Origin of the sequence: Nocardioides immobilis (assembly GCF_003515065.1) — a bacterium.
Classification (GTDB): Bacteria; Actinomycetota; Actinomycetes; order Propionibacteriales; family Nocardioidaceae; genus Nocardioides; species Nocardioides immobilis.
This window is the reverse complement of sequence record NZ_QXGH01000057.1, coordinates 1-14851: the sequence shown is the minus strand read 5'-3', so window position 1 is coordinate 14851 and position 14851 is coordinate 1. Positions and strand designations below refer to the sequence as shown.

General features: G+C 65.6%; 17 protein-coding genes. 7 read left to right on the top strand and 10 right to left on the bottom strand.

Annotated features, from left to right (window positions below; all coding sequences use genetic code 11):
- The coding region (locus tag D0Z08_RS31210; RefSeq protein WP_220454478.1) for a hypothetical protein at positions 1–1020 on the top strand (1020 nt) is incomplete at its 5' end.
- Positions 1021–1487: 467 nt separating this feature from the next.
- Here D0Z08_RS31210 and D0Z08_RS31200 read toward each other — a convergent pair.
- Positions 1488–1721 carry a cupin domain-containing protein gene (locus D0Z08_RS31200; protein WP_245994677.1) on the bottom strand — a complete coding sequence of 78 codons (234 nt, stop codon included), beginning with the start codon at positions 1719–1721 and terminating at the stop codon, positions 1488–1490.
- Positions 1722–1985: 264 nt separating this feature from the next.
- Complete coding sequence (locus D0Z08_RS31195; RefSeq protein ID WP_118929183.1) at positions 1986–2582, bottom strand: PASTA domain-containing protein; 597 nt, start codon at positions 2580–2582, stop codon at positions 1986–1988.
- A gap of 313 nt (positions 2583–2895) precedes the next feature.
- Between D0Z08_RS31195 and D0Z08_RS31190 the strand changes: the two genes are divergently transcribed.
- Positions 2896–4008, top strand: a complete 1113-nt coding sequence (locus tag D0Z08_RS31190) for an EcsC family protein (protein ID WP_245994676.1) — start codon at positions 2896–2898, stop codon at positions 4006–4008.
- 229 nt (positions 4009–4237) lie between these two features.
- Here the strand turns inward: D0Z08_RS31190 and D0Z08_RS31185 are convergent, their stop codons facing one another.
- The 4 genes from D0Z08_RS31185 to D0Z08_RS31170 all read right to left on the bottom strand — a co-directional run bounded on the left by D0Z08_RS31185 (position 4238) and on the right by D0Z08_RS31170 (position 7613).
- Positions 4238–4525 carry a hypothetical protein gene (locus D0Z08_RS31185; protein ID WP_118929182.1) on the bottom strand — a complete coding sequence of 96 codons (288 nt, stop codon included), beginning with the start codon at positions 4523–4525 and terminating at the stop codon, positions 4238–4240.
- 343 nt (positions 4526–4868) lie between these two features.
- Positions 4869–5114 (bottom strand): hypothetical protein, encoded by a 246-nt coding sequence (locus D0Z08_RS31180; RefSeq protein ID WP_118929181.1) that lies wholly within the window; start codon positions 5112–5114, stop codon positions 4869–4871.
- 2 nt (positions 5115–5116) lie between these two features.
- The gene (locus D0Z08_RS31175; protein WP_118929180.1) at positions 5117–6424 is read right to left on the bottom strand and encodes a hypothetical protein; all 1308 of its coding nucleotides are present in this window, start codon (positions 6422–6424) and stop codon (positions 5117–5119) included.
- 16 nt (positions 6425–6440) lie between these two features.
- Positions 6441–7613 (bottom strand): OmpA family protein, encoded by a 1173-nt coding sequence (locus tag D0Z08_RS31170; protein WP_118929179.1) that lies wholly within the window; start codon positions 7611–7613, stop codon positions 6441–6443.
- Between the two features lie 419 nt (positions 7614–8032).
- Here D0Z08_RS31170 and D0Z08_RS31165 point away from each other — a divergent pair, with 419 nt between their 5' ends.
- From D0Z08_RS31165 to D0Z08_RS31155, 3 genes are all read left to right on the top strand, one after another.
- Positions 8033–8680, top strand: a complete 648-nt coding sequence (locus tag D0Z08_RS31165) for a response regulator transcription factor (RefSeq protein ID WP_147381610.1) — start codon at positions 8033–8035, stop codon at positions 8678–8680.
- Positions 8681–8983: 303 nt separating this feature from the next.
- On the top strand, positions 8984–9337 hold the full coding sequence (locus D0Z08_RS31160; protein ID WP_220454477.1) for a VOC family protein: 354 nt from the start codon (positions 8984–8986) through the stop codon (positions 9335–9337).
- A gap of 184 nt (positions 9338–9521) precedes the next feature.
- Positions 9522–10016, top strand: a complete 495-nt coding sequence (locus tag D0Z08_RS31155; protein ID WP_118929176.1) for a hypothetical protein — start codon at positions 9522–9524, stop codon at positions 10014–10016.
- A 330-nt stretch (positions 10017–10346) separates the two neighbouring features.
- On the opposite strand, the gene D0Z08_RS31150 is transcribed toward D0Z08_RS31155, so the two are convergent.
- A complete protein-coding gene (locus tag D0Z08_RS31150; protein WP_182481608.1) occupies positions 10347–10742 on the bottom strand; it encodes an Lsr2 family DNA-binding protein in 396 nt (131 codons plus the stop codon).
- Positions 10743–11068: 326 nt separating this feature from the next.
- Between D0Z08_RS31150 and D0Z08_RS31145 the strand changes: the two genes are divergently transcribed.
- Complete coding sequence (locus tag D0Z08_RS31145) at positions 11069–11476, top strand: VOC family protein (RefSeq protein ID WP_118929186.1); 408 nt, start codon at positions 11069–11071, stop codon at positions 11474–11476.
- 548 nt (positions 11477–12024) lie between these two features.
- Here D0Z08_RS31145 and D0Z08_RS31135 read toward each other — a convergent pair.
- From D0Z08_RS31135 to D0Z08_RS31130, 3 genes are all read right to left on the bottom strand, one after another.
- A complete protein-coding gene (locus D0Z08_RS31135; RefSeq protein ID WP_147381609.1) occupies positions 12025–12489 on the bottom strand; it encodes a hypothetical protein in 465 nt (154 codons plus the stop codon).
- A 237-nt stretch (positions 12490–12726) separates the two neighbouring features.
- Positions 12727–12909 carry a hypothetical protein gene (locus D0Z08_RS31810; protein ID WP_147381608.1) on the bottom strand — a complete coding sequence of 61 codons (183 nt, stop codon included), beginning with the start codon at positions 12907–12909 and terminating at the stop codon, positions 12727–12729.
- A gap of 388 nt (positions 12910–13297) precedes the next feature.
- Complete coding sequence (locus tag D0Z08_RS31130; protein WP_118929172.1) at positions 13298–13540, bottom strand: helix-turn-helix domain-containing protein; 243 nt, start codon at positions 13538–13540, stop codon at positions 13298–13300.
- Positions 13541–13655: 115 nt separating this feature from the next.
- Here D0Z08_RS31130 and D0Z08_RS31805 point away from each other — a divergent pair, with 115 nt between their 5' ends.
- Positions 13656–13961: a hypothetical protein gene (locus tag D0Z08_RS31805; RefSeq protein WP_147381607.1), complete on the top strand. Its 306-nt coding sequence runs from the start codon at positions 13656–13658 to the stop codon at positions 13959–13961.
- Positions 13962–14851: the final 890 nt, after the last annotated feature.

Here is a 14851-nt window from a genome sequence, read left to right as displayed (position 1 = left end):
CGTGACCAACTGGAAGCAGGCCCTGGGCCAGCTCGCGATCGCCTACCCCGACCGCATCAACCCCTACCTGTAAGCGAAATCAACAACAAGGGATCGATCACTTACACAGAAATCTTGACAAGCTCACCCGGAGCGCAGCGAACCGACAAGGACGGGTCGCGCCGCTTCACTCCCGTCAACTACTCCTTCGACACGAGGGCGCACATCCTCGACACGGTGGTCGAGGACGACTGGGAACCGGCGATCAGGGAACAATGGCTCGGCAACATCGCCTCGGTCCGTGAACATCTGATCCACCAGTTCGGAGCAGAGGACCACGAGCAGAAGATCCAGAACTTCACTGACCTCGGAACTGAGCCGTGGTCGTTAGTCGCCCTGCACAACGTCTACCTTCGGCAGATCCGATACGCGTTCGTCGGAATGAACTACTACCCGGCTCTGCTCGGAGCGTGTGGCCTCGGTGAGCGGATCCTCAATCAGTTGGTGTTGACCTTGCGGGCGGACTACGCCAACCACGAGGCGACCAAGCACGTCGCCACTCAGCAGTCGATCGACAAGTGGGACAAGTGCATTCGCGCGCTGACGGAGTGGGGCCTGTTCACCGCCGACGTGGCAAGCGACTACAGGAAGCTCATGAAGCTTCGGCACGGGGCTGTCCACTATCGGTCGGAGCTCGACTCGGGCGATGCTCGTGAACCTGCGCTCGCAGCAGTGCTGTTGCTCGGCAAGATCATCCAGGAAGTGTTCACGCCCATCGGAAACCGACCGTTCTACTTCGCCGGTCCCATCGGACGCGCCTACGTCCAGCTCGAGGCTGAATCCGAACCGTTCGTCAAGCACTTCGTTCTGCCCGCCTGCGCGCTCGTGAGCCCTATCTATAGATTCCACGCCAACAGCGCCACACCTGGCGGTTTCGATGTGTACGACGACGAGGACTACGGCGCGACCGATCCAGCGCTCAGCGACGCGGAGTTTGCAGACCCGTCGCGCGCGTCTCCCCAGGTGCCGATGCCGTTCTGACGCGATAGGGACGTTTCGCGTCCGGGTCGCTCGATCGGCGGTGCCGTCGATCCAGTCGCCGCGAGGCGCCCGGAAACGCGTCATTTCGCGAAGCGGCAATGTCCCATTCCGGCTACGGATGCGCTCGGAGGCGTCCTGATCTTCCGCGGCCACGCGGACGAGTAGCAGATCCGAGGGCATGGTCACGCAGGTCTTCGACGCCTACCGTGGAGGGATGAGCAACGCGCAGGCGAGCTCCGATCCGTGCTGCCCGACGTGTGGACAGCCGCTGCGCCACGGCGGACACATGTCGCGCGAGAACGCTGCGTTCCTCACCGCCTCCGGCAACCCCGGGATCTCGTTCGAGACGCAAGGCAGGTGCGAGAACGAAGCCTGTGTTGACTTCGGTCGAGAGTTCGCGCCAGACGAGTGGCTTCGCCCGGCTGACGGACCGGAGTAAAGGAAACCCCGCTGCTGCCCCGCGGATGTCAGTCCGGTGTGCCCCGAATGGTGGCCGTGAGTAGAACCACGGTGTCCTCGAGCGCCTCGAAGGAGTCCCATTCGAGCGGGATCACGACGTAATCGCTGGGGGCAAGCTCAGCAGTGTGGGACCCCGCGATCACCCGCGCGCGGCCGCGAATCAAGTGCAGGGTCACCTCGCCGGTGTTCTCGTGCTCCTCGAGCGCGTGGCCGGCGGCAACCCCGACCAACGTCTGGCGCAACGAATGAACATGTCCGCCGTGGATAGTGACGCCGTACCGGCCGCTTGAGGCGGACCGAGCCTCCGCCAACAGCTTCTCGCCGAGTATGCCGAGCGCAACAGTCTTCCATGGCAGTCCCTTCGACGATCTCAGCCTAGCGAGGCAGCGCGGCGAACCGAGTTCTTGGACTCGCCCATCTCCCCTGTCTTGTGCGCGACAACGTGTTGCCTGATCCGACCAACCAGGCAGACCCTGCGTCCTATCGCCGCCTACGCGACACACGCGTCACGGACAGCGTTCGTCAAGTTTGACAGCGCCGAGCTCCACGAGTGTCTCTAGCGGCACCGGCGCGCCGGGCTGGGGATCCTGATAACAGACCTTCCAATTCGAATCCAGAACCTGGAATCGTTCCATCCCCGTGGCATCGGTCTGCGTCAGTAGATAGCTGCCGAGAGCCTGCAACGTGTCCTGGGCGTCCTGGAGATTCAGTCCCACGAGAGCCGGCATAGTGAACGTGCTGCTGGCCGAGTCGTCTGCGTCGCCGCCCTGGTCGTCGTTGTTGGTCACGGAATCGGGCTCGGGGCTTCCGTGATCCAGATCGCCGCAGGTCCGATCGACGGTGAGTCGGGGCGAGCTGCCAATCGGCTCACCCGCGGCAGGATCTTGCAGACAGACCTGCCAGTTCGATTCATCGACCACGCCAAACGTCCCGCCGCCAACGATCTCGACGTCGTCCTTGCTGAAACCAGCATTGTCGATGTCACTCAGCGCAAGATCCAGTCGCTCGCCCTCAACGGCGGGCATATCAGCGGCTTCGTCGCTGCCGCAGGCGACCAACCCGAAGAGGGCGAGTGACGAGATTGCGGCGACGATGGCGCGCATGTCCAACTCCGAGTTGACGAGACCTGACTGACGAGGCCTAGTGTCAACCAGTTCCTTTCGCGGCGCAGCAGAACTGGTGACGAGCGAGCAGTCGAGGCGATTGCGTGCGCCAGGAGCGGGTGACCAAGCGGAAGCCGGCTCGCGCCGCACTGCGTCCTCCACCGTCGCGTCACAGCGCCGCGACCGCACCGGTTTCTGATCCCCGCAGCCGATGCTTGTGACCGAGACGCTGAAAGCTTGGGGCGTCGGGCAACGGTGTTGCTTGTATCAGACGCTGTTCCAATGTGTCGGGTCTCGCGGCTACCTTGGCGCCATGGCAGACCCGTCGCAGTACGAGCTTGACGCGTGGAGTGACATCCAGGCCTTCAAAGGACGCCAGGCATCCCGGCGTATGGGTGAGGTCGGCCAGAAGGTCTCCGACGGCACCGCCGCCGTCGGCGACCGCGCAACGAAGTACCTCGAGAATCATCCCCGGGCCCAAGCCGCTCTGGAGCGCGGACAGGGGGTCGCGGCCAAGGGCACCCAGATCGTAAGCGCTGGGGCCCGCACCGCCAGCGACGCCCTTCCCGGTTGGGCTGGTACCGCGGGAAGTTCGGTGCGACGAACTACGGGCCGAATCTCCAGAGCAGGTCTTTCGCCGAAGAGAGTGGTGGCAAAGCACCGCAGGCGCGGCCACGACGTCTCATTGCTGCGTGACCTCCGGCGCCTCGATCTGCAGCAAATCGATGCCGTGCGTGGACGCACAGCGAGCTGGTTGTACCCCGCCGGAGCTGCGCTGTCCGGGGCAGGCGCGGGACTTGTGATCTCCGGCGGGGAACTAGTCACCGCAGTCTCCGGTGGCGCCGCAGCGGCGCCGTCGGGCGCGGCAATCACGGGCGCGTTCGTCGGTGACGCCGCGACGGTTCTCGCTCTCGGGTCTCGCGCAGTCGGCCGCACGGCCCTTCTGTACGGCTATGACCCGGAGTCACCTGCGGAGAAGCTCTTCATAATGTCCGTGGTCAATGCGGGGTCGGCGATGTCGGCGGGCGCCAAGACGGCTGCGATGGCCGACATCTCGAAGCTCACCCAGGCGCTGGTCCGTGACAAGACGTGGAAGGTGCTTAACGAGTCCATCGTCGCGAAGGTCGCGCAGGAGTTCGCGAAGCGGTTCAGCTTCCGCCTGACCAAGCAAGGACTGGGAAAGATTGTCCCCGCTGCCGGGATCGTTGTCGGCGGCGGGCTCAACTGGGCCACCCTCGAGGGCATTGTCGACGCCGCTGACATCGCTTATCGGCGACGGTTCCTTCTTGAGAAGTACCCCCACCTGGGTGACGGCGACACGTTCGGCACGGTCGTCGAGGTCGACGGCGACATCACAGACAGGGCCGACGAGGAGATCAGTGTGGTCGACCAGATCGCAGAGGCCGGTGGACCCAACATCGAGTGACGGACGTACGGCGGCGTTGTTTTGAGACGCGAGAACTCCTGACCTCACCCGCTGGTCGACGGTCTGGCTTGACTCAATTCCACGGAGTCGCCACAAGGCTGAGCTGCTCGATGCGCGCGCGCTCCAGGCTTGCGTCACTTCGCCGCCTGTAGGCGGGTCGAAGAGATCAGGGCAAACCCGCGGTTGAACGCCGCGTCGCCAGCAAGAACCGTGACCGGAGGTGGGTACGTCAGTCGACCGATTCAAGGCCGGACTCGACGTACTTCCCGTCGGGGTCTTTCCACGGATCGGGGTAGAACTCAGTCAGGATCTTGACGTACGGACCGCGCGTATTCAGCCGCTCCACCATCCCTCGCGACTTCAGGTCGCGCATCGCTTGCGCGCGGGCACTGTGGGCTTCCTCGGACGTGAGGTCGAACTTCGTCATGAGGTACGGATGGATAGCAGTGCGTACCTCGTCGCCCACATCGCCCAACGTGCGCAGGTAGTTGTAGACCGCCCGGGTGTAGTCAGTCACTTGTGGTACCTCCACCCTGAGTGTGGCACCCCGCGCGACCGGGAGCGGCAAGGCTGTGTGCGGCCAAGTCCACACGGACCGCACCGCGTCACTCCGCCGCCTATGGCCGCCGGCCCGCGGCCGTGTCGGCGAATACTCCGTAGAACAACGGGTCGACGGGCAGCGGATGGCGGGATCATCGAAGCCCCGCTCTCGCGGCTCGAGGACGCGTTCGATGAGTGGTTCGGTGGATCGGTCACCCTGGTCGAGATCGACCAAGTTGACGCCCACAGGTGACGAGCGCGTCAAGGGCTGGGCGTGCCGACGGGGCGCACGACGTGTACGTGCGCTCCATCGGACAGTCCTACGACTTGCGCAGGCGCTTGGAGGAGCGCTTGTCGAGTGCGGCGACCGGCCGCATGTCCTTCTTGATCTGCCGCTCGATCTCGCGTCGGGTCTCGGGGAGCCGCACGTCCTTGCTGTACTTTGCGACTTGCTTGGTGAGGGTCGGCGTGAGGTCCTTGGTGACCGGCACGGTTGCGACGTTCGTCGCGATCTGCCCGCTAACCAGGACCTTCTTGCCGATGTCGGTGATCTTCTTGAAGCCCATGGTCAGTTCTCCGTGGTGAGGTTCGCGAGGTACGCCTGGTCGTCGGTGAGCTCACGGGCCTGGGCGGCCGCGAGGTCGAGCCGCCGATAGTCCAGCGCAGGCGAGGGCAGTCCGGCCTTCGAACCCGTGAGGCCGTGGTAGCTCCGAGCCAGCTTGATCGCCTTGTCCTGCTTGCTGCCGGTCACCCGGTGCTCCGCGCCCGTGCGAGTCTGCTCGATCAGGCGGTTGAGCTTGGCGATCCTGATCCCGGTCTCCTCGACCCTCAGCTTGCGGGCGTTGGCCATGCCCTCGAGGGTGGCCTCGCGTCCGCGGAGCTGGACGCTGAGGTGCTGGACACGATCGGTCTGCTCCGAGCCGTTGTCGTACTCGCTGGCGTAGTTCAGGTAGGCGCTGAATCCGATTAGGAGCCCGAACAGGGCCGCGAGCGCGTAAACGAGCAGGGGCATCACGTCGGCCTCAAGCCCGTCGGTGATGACGCGGGAGGCCATCACGAAGACGGCTGCGATCACCACGGCGGCGACCGCGATGAGCTCCAGGCGGATCCGTCGCCGGTTCTTGGGGTCGGTCTCGATCGTGGAGGAGTCTCCCTTGAAGGCGCGGTGTTGGCGGCCCATGCCGCGGGCAACCACAGCGAGCATCAGAGTCCCCAGCAGCGCGAAGATCCCGGCGACGGTCGCCTTGATCGTCGTGCCGGTCTCGCTGCCGATCAGCCGGTAGTTGACATTGAGCAGCGACATTAGGGCGTAGAGGAAGACTGGGAAGTCGATTAGGAGCAGCGCGATCTCCTTGGCCTTGCTGCGCCCCTTGATGAGGTGCTTCTTGGAGCCGTGCTGCAGCGCGTTGTGGATCTCAGAGCGGGTCTGGTCGTGGTGGGCCTCCGCCTCCTCGGGGGTGAGCTTCTCCCCCACCGCGCCACGCATGGGGCTGCTCCGGACTTGGTCGAGGTGCGCGGTCAGGACGTTGATCTCGGCCATGAGGGGCCGGATCGCCTCGATCTCGGGCTCGATGATCTTGGTGACCTTCCGGTCGAGCTGCTGCTGTGCTGCCTGCTGCGGCTTGGCCCGGACCGCGGCCTCGTTGTAGGTCAGGCATCGACCGTCGCGAGGGAGCGGGAACCGGACGGCCTCGTCGGCCAGGTTGTGGACGGCGATGACCTGGTTGAGGGGCATCGGCCCGAGCCCGATGCAGGAGGTGATCGTGTGGCGCCGGGGGATCTTGGTGGCCGACGAGTCGAATCCGATCTCCTGGCGGTGAGCGGCCGGGTGGCTGCCGTTGATCAGCTGCGAGTTGTGGTTGTTGTCGATGGACATGGGCGTGCTCCTTTCGCTACTTCTTGGCGGTGATGACGAGCTCCACGACCCGGTTGAGCCGGGCGAGCTCCTCGACGTACACCCCGTGGTCGCCCGGGGTGTTGTCGACGATCTGGTTGGAGGTGTTCCCGAAGCCAGTGGCGGTGCCGATGACCCGGATGGGGGCGCCGAGGACGATCAGTCGATCCAGGACGGCTCGAGCACGGGACTCGGACAACTCCTGTCCGTCCCCGCCTCCCGGTACCTCGGCCGCGTGCCCGATCGCGTCGACGACTCGTCCGGCGGGGCAGTGGCGCAGCGACCGTGCGATCGGCGCGAGCACCACGTCGGCTTGCCGGGCGAGGACCGCGCTGTCCGACTCAAACGCGACGTCGCTGCTGACGGTCAGGGCTCCGACACACTTGGTGGCCACCTGGTCGAGGCTCACGGTCGGTACCGTGTTGGTGGCGGTCGACGCCTCGGTGCCGACCGGGCCGTCTAATGCCTCACACGACGCCGCGCCGGTACGCTGGCAGACCGCCAGCCACAGGTGGGTCAAAGCGACTCGCGCGGCGGTGCCCGGGACGTCCTGTTCGCTGTTCGCGGCGGGATACCCGAGACCCGCGAATACGACCTTCCGGCCGCGGGCGGAGGGGATGTTCGCCTGATCGATTCCCTTCGCGAAGCGCTCGGGATAGAGCATCCACTCGCCGGCCTGCCGCAGGTCCACCGGCGCGGTGGTGCTGAGCCCGGAGGTGACTACGACGATCGTGCCGCCGACTGGGGTGACCTGGATGGCGTTGTCGAGGACACCGAGCACGTCCTGGCCGTCGGTCTGCGCGTGGAGGTCGACAAGAGCTGTGCGCAGCGTCGACAGATCCTCGGCGATCTGCGCGGCCGCCTTGTCCGGGTCCGCTTCGACGTCATCGCCGCGCATCGGGGTCAGGTCGATGGTGTCGACCAGGCCCGCGGCGCCCTGCACAACGAGGCCGACCTCCCCGTCTCCCGGGTAGAGCGACTCGCTAGCGTGCTCGATGATCTCCTCGCGGAGGATCGTGTCGACGGCGGTGTGAGGGTCGGCGGCGGTCGCGGTCAGCGCGAGCGTGAGAGCGGGCGGGCTGTGCGGCTTCTCGCAGGCGGCGAGACCGCCGCCGGCGAGCGTCGCGGCCATGAGCGCCCCCGCGGCACTTCGAACGGTCTGGGCACGCATTGCTCATTTGCTCCTTCCGGCGGGTTTTGTGGACCGCCGCGAGTAGCGGAGCCTCACGGGGTGTGTGGCGGCGATGAAGGCCATGGCCACGGCGATGAACAGGAATCCAGCGCGGGAGCGGGTGATCCGAGATCTAGATATGGTCGACATGGTTGCCCTCCTTGGGACAAGGGGTCAGTGTTGGCACTCATCCTGGGGAGGGGACATAGGCCACCGCGCCTGCAGATGATGCAAGGTTGGCGACTAGCGTTTGCAAGATCTTGTCGGTCCAGCGATAGAGGGCTTCCCCGTTGAGAGACCTACCTGCACTTGAAGACTTGCGACTCTTGGTGGTCTCGCCGCTCGGTGGCGCTGACCATCAGACGTCCTTTCTGGGCCACACCTTTCGGGAGAAGCGCTCTGCGTGCACGCCGGCGGAGGTGACTGAAATCGTCTCTGCAGACCGTCTCAAATTCGACGCGATTCTCGTCGACTTGATGTGGAACGACTTCGACCTCGAGTGGGAGTACGACGGTCTCGACGTACTCGCCGGCATGTTTGCGCGAGGGCGCCGGGAGGACGTCCTCCTTGCCTGTCAAGGACACGGATTCGAGCGTGCTTTCCTCGACGAGGGAAGCCAGCATCCGCTCGTTAAGGGCGTGGTGCTCAAGGGCCGGCAGCGCGAAGCACTCCTGGCAATCCGCACCGTCGCGGCCGGGAGGAAGTTCAAGGACCCGATGATCAACTCCGAGATCACGCCTCCCGAACGGTCTATCGGCTACTTCCTCAGTAAATCCAAGCGACTAGCCCGCTTCGCTGGTGTGATCGCCTCCGGCCGGGTGACGAGTTACCAGGAGATCGCGCGAGCTCTGCATGTCGCACCGGCGACGGCCAACAGGGTTCCCGACGCCTTTCGCCCGATGCTCGAAGTTCGGGGGGAATGGCGGGACGTGCGCGGGCCCAACCGCCAGGCCCTGATATTCCAATGGTGCGGAGAGAATGCGCACTACATCCTCAGCTGGTGCAGACGCAACGTCGAGGTGCTGGGCGTCGATCCCCAAGTCTTCAGTCGACGCTCCCGCAAGTAGAAGACGCGGTCCAGTTCGGGTGCGCGTAGTCCCGCGCCTTCCGCCGCCAGCGCCTCGAGTCGCGTCGGACCCTTCGTCACCTTGCACGCGGACATCCCGGGCGCTGACTTCGCCTCCGTGCGTCATTGCGCCGCCTGTCGGCGCTGTCGATCCGCCCGGAGATGCGGACGGTCGGACGCTTTGCCAGTGCGCCGATCCGCGGGCTTGCACGTCGTCGGCCGTGCCGATGACGGGGCGCACGACCAGCACGTGTGTCGGTGCTCTACGGCATGCTGGCTGTGGCGACGAGAGAGGATGAGAAGCATGAGCACCCACCACGCGATCGACTACATCGAACTCGGCGTCAAGGACCTCGCGTTGTCCAAGGCGTTCTACGCGGCCGCCTTCGACTGGACATTTAACGAGTACGGCCCGGACTACGCCGGCTTCGTCGCGCCTGGGGGCGAGGGCGAGGCGGGCGGACTGAACCCCGGTCGTGAGCCGGGCCGGAATGGACCGCTCGTTTTGCTGTTCTCGGAGGACCTCGACGCCACGGCTGCCGCGATCGCTGCGGCCGGAGGGAACGTTGTGGAGGGGCCTTATGCGTTCCCGGGCGGCCGCCGCCTGCACTTCCTGGACCCGAGCGGCAATGAGCTCGGCGTATGGGCGGCGTCCTGAGAGCGATCGGCCGCGGGGCAGCATCGATCCGCTGTGCCTTCTGGGGCGGGCCGGCTTGGACGAGCGCCCGCCTGTGCCGCTGTAGGCGCGTAGCGTCCGACCATGCCGCGTCGAGCGGACGCTGCACCTGAGTCTTTGCGCGCGATCGCCGCGACTGCGGGCTTCGCCCAAATAGGGTGCAGGTGTGGAGGCGTCGCACGAGTATCTAGCCAAGGTCGGCGAACTCGCCTACCGGGTGTCACAGCTCGAGTGGCTCATCATCGACGACATTCGGCTAGCGACCACTTCGATCGATGCCGTCGACTTGCATGGCCTACCCACAGGCGCCATCGGACGGGCTGTGGAGACGGTGGTCCCAGAGCTCGAGAGCCGACCGAACGTTCAGCACTTTGTCGCCACCTCCGCCAGAGCGCTGCTCAACGTCGCTGCGCGCCGGAACATGGTTCTCCATGCGAGACCGGGTAGGACGCGATCGGGAGATGAATCGCCCTGGGTTTCTTGGAGGCTCTCCATCAGACCCAGGGCGATTCAAGACGTCAGGCTACAGAAGCTGCGTGTGGGAAAGGCTGGAAACGTCGACCTTACTTGGATCGATGACGCCTACCTCGACAAGCAGATCTCGGCGGTGGAGTACTGGCTGCGCCGAGTGGAGCGAGCGCGCGAACTTCCCGTGGACTAGATAATTGTCGATCCGCGGCTTTCCGCCCGCTGCGGACCGATGAGGTCTTCTCCGTGTTGCTCGCGGCCAGGGTGCTCGCCGGAGGTTGTGGGTCGAAGTTGGATTCGCCGAGGTGGGATCTCTTGAAGTTGCAGTTTCAAGCATCGTTGTGAGCGGGGCGAGCCTTCGCTAGACATGGGTCTGACGAGGCGCCCGGAGGTACTCGCTTACGCAGCCGAGTACTCCCGCGCGCCTCGTCGTTTCGCGGAGGCGACGGCACGCCCGCGCACCCGCCGAGGTGCGTCCTTTCACGACCGGACCCGTGTTGAAGGTCGGAGCCGCGGCGCTCGGTCAGGCGCTTTGCGCGTTGCGATATGCCGTCACGACCGAGGCTGGCAGCCTCCCGCGGTCACTGACGGTGAATCCATTTTGGCGCGCCCAGGAACGGACCTCGGCATTGCTGGAGGCGCCAACTGAGCGCTGAGCGGTCTGCTGCTTCGACCGGGGTTTGGCGGCTTTGGTGGAGGACGCGACGGCAGGGGTCTTCTTCTTCGCCGACGGCGCGCTGTTAACCGTCCGCTGGCTGCCCTTTGCCTTGCTCGCGATCTTCCTGGCGGGCTTGGACGCGGTCGTGGCCCTTGTCCCGTCTTTCTCGTCGGGAGAAACGACGAGCGTGACGCCGTACAGCGCGCCGAGAACACGCATCGCGTCCTCAAGCGGTTCGGTGGAATCAAGTGTGAGCTTCAAAACAATCACCTTTCGACATGTCCGCGCAGCACGGCAGCCAAGCCGACGCAGGTCGGCAACGCTAAGCAAGGAACCGCTCAGGCGCAAAAGTAGGGCTCTGCCATCAGGAATTCACCACGTCTCGATGACAGGCCCTCCGGTCCGGATCCGCGGTCGCCCAGCTTTTGCGCCTCGCAGTAGAGACACATCAGTCCCTGCCTCGCCCTCGGACAGAGATGGTGGCAAACGCGCCGGCGGGTCCCAATCCCTCGAAGGCGCGTCCTGTCTCTGCGAGCCAGCTTGCTTGGGTTGAGGAGGCGATGCCGCTGGCCGGGCAAGATGACCTCATGGAGGTCCTCAGCAGCCGAATTCTCCTACGCCCCTCAGACCTCGCACGCAGTCACCGGTTCTACCGAGACACACTGGGTCTGGCGATCTATCGGGAGTTCGGCAGCCCGGACGCACCCGGCCTGGTGTTCTTCCTCGGCAACAGCCTCCTGGAGGTCAGCGGTCAGACAATGGACCCGCGCGGAGACGGGATCGCGTTGTGGATGCAGATCCGTGATGTGCACGAGCAGCATCGGCGTCTGTTGGATGCCGGCGTATCCATTCTCCGCGGACCTCGACGAGAGGCATGGGGGCTCGTGGAGCTGTGGATCGAGGACCCGGACAAGATTCCTATCGTCATGGTCGAGATCCCCGAGGACCATCCGCTCCGGCGAGACCAACGCGGCATTCCCGCCCACGAGGAATGAATGCTCCTCGGGGTACAGCCTCCTGTCCGGCGGCCGTGATCGATTCGCCTTGCTGGTCCCTTTTAAGCAGTGCGGTCCGTAACTGGCTTACGCACCGATAGTTGATGTGGATGTGAGCACATCGCCTCGGGGCTGTGAGACGTGCGGCGCGTGGGTTGCGCCCAGGCTCATGGCGTTCCACCGCGAGTGGCACGCGACGCAGCAGGGGCGGGGCAGGCCATTTTGGGAAACCGTCCCCGACCCATCCCGAGACCAACTGGACCGCGTCATCGCAGTCTTCGAAGCCGTGCGACCGATCTCGGCGCGCCCGGAGTTCGTGGCCGACCTTCGCGCCCGCCTCATGGCCGACGCTGCGTCGAACAACACCTCAACCCGCTGAGCGGCGGCCGTGGCCGTATCCGAGTGCGGTGCCGTCTCGGTGGATGGGGGCGGCGATCACGCTCTGCCCCTTCAAAGGGCCACGATGAACGTGCAGGTTTTGGTGCCGTTCTGGCATACCTAGCGTGGGTCTGCGGATACACGCGGAGGCGCTCCGATGCGGTGAGACCTCAGCGTGGGGTGGTCGGCTCGATCTGCGCGAGCTGCTGGGTCAGGTAGCTGCGCATCCGCTCCCGATGATCCTGCTCAACCTGCTGCAACCGTGCGATCTCGGCCTCCAGGGCGGCTTGCTGCTCGGCCAGGTCGCCCAGCACGGTCGTGCGATGCCGTTCGAGCTCGGCGCTCTGCTCTGCACGCGCCCGCTCCAACTCGGCGTGCACCCGCTCGGCTTCCGCGTGGGCCGCAGTCAGGACCCGATCGGCCTCCGCGCTGGCCTCCGCTCTCAGCTGTTCCGCCCGAGCCTGGCTCGCCCCGGTGACACGGTCCGCATCGCGCTGCGCCGTGGCCACCATCGAGGCAGCCTCGGCCCTCGACTCCGCGAGGAGCTCGTCCGCATTGCGAGTAGCGACCTCAAGCAGCCGGGCGACCGCGCTGGTGCCGTCACCAGCGCTAGCGCCGCGCTCTTCCACTGTCACCACGCCCCCTAAGGATCAGTGCCACCGTACGGTCCGCGCGCGGGGCAACACAACGCGGCCGACCCCAACTCAACCCGTACGCAACTGGTGCTCGCAACTGGGTGCTCGCCGCCGCTCGGACATTCCCCGGAGGGCATGCAGCTCCATAGCCGCCGACCCAGGTCCTCTAGTAACTCGGCGGCCTCCGCCCGTGAGCCGAGCGGCTCGCGAGGGGCGGGGATCGCACTGACGTACGTGTCAGGACACGCGGTCGACCCACTCGTGAGCGACAGGGAGGAAGCCGCGGGCCTCAACCACGCGAAACCCGATTGGTCCGTCCGGTGACCAGCCGTCCTCGCTTGCCGCGCGCTTTGCAAGCACGACGGCGTGAGCCTCGTCGGTCGCTTGTCCTGACCAGGTGTAGGTTTCGTCGTCAGCCATGGGCGTCCCCTCGCGGTGGTGGCGCAGGCGAACCTCAAATGGCCTGACTGGCGGAAGCTCACGAGTCAGCACAACAGTCAACCTACTGGCGCAGGAGCCAGGATCTGGTACCCACGCCGGAGCCCAAGGGGTGTCGAGCGGACCAGCATTCTCATGGTCGAGCTCGCTCGCGTCCGCCGGCGAGCGAGCGTACGTGCGGCCGCATCTGCCTCTGGTCCCTTCGGCCGATAGGCACCGGACTGCGGCTTACGAGCCGCTCGCAGTCTCTTGTCGCGACTGGAGGCGGAGCCCAACACGTGCGCATATCCGTGGCCGCACGCCAGGTGCCGAGTTCGCGCACGCACCCGTGAGGCGGTGCGCGATTCGGACGACGATCGACGTGGGTGAACTACGTCAGCCCGGTCACCAAGTCCCCCGGATCGATCTCCAGGGCGTCGGCGATCTTGAGGATGTTGTGGAGCGAGATGTTGACCTGGCCCCGCTCCACTTGACCGAAGTAGGTCCAGTGCAAGTCGCTGCGATCAGCGAGGGCTTCCTGGCTCAGGGCCAACTCGTGGCGACGAGCGCGCACCCGGGCGCCGAACTCGGCCGCGGCCGAAGAGAGTGGCGGCTTGCCTGCGGGTCGAACCATGGAACCAACCCCATCCGTCCCAACAACTTCCTTCCAGAGGGGTTGCCTCTCAATGATTTACATCCTATCGTCGAATGAGCCCGGCACGAGAGCGCCGGCGCCTAGAACCGAGTGCGTGGAGGCCACCCAGACCATGACGACATCTTCCACTGCCCGCCAGGCGACCGATGAGTCCGCCACCGCCATCGCACCTACCTCAGCTCCTGTCAGGGAGTATCGACGACATCGCAACCATCTGTTTCCGCTCGATGCGTACAAGGCGGCGACCGCCGTCGGCGGGATCGTTAGCGCGTACTGCGGGCTCGTTCAAGCGGTCCCGAAGGGCAATCCAGCCGACGTTCAGGAGGTTTCGGAGGCCGGCCGCGAGGACTGCGTGACCTGTGTCGACGTCTGGCAGTGTCGGAAGTGGGTGCGGCTGTGATCGAGGAGAGGACCGACGGGCGGAAGGGGGTGCGCCCGCGGAACCGAGCCCTGTGCTGCGAGTGCGGGGAGCTCCGGACAGTGGCACGGTCCTATCGCGGAAGGAAGCCCCCCGGCGCCGAGGACCCCGACCCGGTCGCCGCTCCCTGGTGTAGGTGGCTGACCTGCACCGCCTGTCGCACCGTGACCCTTCACGCACTGATCGCCGACAACGCGACCGATGGCTCGCGCCGTGATGGGTGCCCGATGGAACGCCAGAACCGACTCCAAGACCAGTGTCGCCGGCGCATCGAGCGACGACTCACCGCCTTCGTCGCCGAAGGCATCATGGTCCGGCGACAGATCGCGCCAGAGGACATGCAAGTCGACGACGCAGCCCTCGAGATCCTGGAACACCACGGCACCCGACGCCTCGAGATCCGCGTCTCCCGAGCAGTCCCCTCACACGAGCTCTTGCAGGCCATCGACGAGGCCGAGGACATCATCGACGAGCCAACGAAACTCGGCGCCTGGACCGACACATCGACCGGCCGATGGCGCGGACTCGCTCTACGGCGTGGACGATCGGATCGCAAAGGAATCCCAGCCTGAAATTCGTAGCCAGGGCGGTGTCCGCGGCGGTTGAACCTGCGACCTCTGGGTCAGGAGCGAAATCGCAGCGGATTTCCTCCGGTGTCGCTCACGCGGGAAATTCGGTAAAGTCGCAGGTCAGAGGCCACTTCTTCGTTCCCCACACGTCCAAGTTGGTCCAGGCTGATCCGGCGACGTTTGCTGCCAAGTTGCTGCCAAGACACTTTTCGGGAGGGAACTCGCATGGCATGGGTCGTGGAACGTCACGGAGCACGCGGCACCACCTACAAGGGCGCCTACCGGGACCCAGACGGGCGAGAG